Genomic DNA, 521 nt, shown 5'->3' on the forward strand with positions numbered 1-521 from the left:
CTGCCAGGCCGGCTCCTCCGCCGCCCCGGCCACCAGCCGGTCCAGCGTCGCCTCCCGGATCGCCGCGGAGGGGTTGCCCAGCAGCGCCACGATGGCCGGCGAATCGGCGGAGTTGGCGACCGCTTCCGCCACCGGCTCGGTCAGGCGGGGGCGGGCGGCAACCAGGCGGCGGGTGAAGGGGGCGGGCGGCTGCGCCACCAGCGCCAGCAGCTCGGCCTCCGTCAGCAACGGCGACAGGCGCAGCACCGGGCCCGCCACCGGCATCTCGGTGTCGCGCGCCAGGCGCAGGATCAGCTCGCGCGGCGCGTCCGGCAGCCCCGCCACGGCTTCCGACAGCGCGGCGCGCACCTCCACCGCCGCATCGGCCACCAACCGGCCGAGGATCGCCCCGGTGATCCGCGCCAGCCGGTCCTGCGCCGCGGCGCTGAGCCCCGGCGCCAGCTTGCCCACGCGCCGCGCCAGCGCGGTCCGTACCGCCGCGTCCGGATCCTCCGCCAGCAGAAGCCCGGCCTGGGGCGGCG

General features: G+C 79.1%; 1 protein-coding gene. It reads right to left on the reverse strand.

The features are described 5' to 3' along the window. The coding region (locus OZN99_RS33355) for a DUF2336 domain-containing protein (protein WP_270939444.1) at nucleotides 1-521 on the reverse strand (521 nt) is incomplete at both ends.

Source organism: Falsiroseomonas oryzae, assembly GCF_027856955.1.
Classification (GTDB): Bacteria; Pseudomonadota; Alphaproteobacteria; order Acetobacterales; family Acetobacteraceae; genus Falsiroseomonas; species Falsiroseomonas oryzae.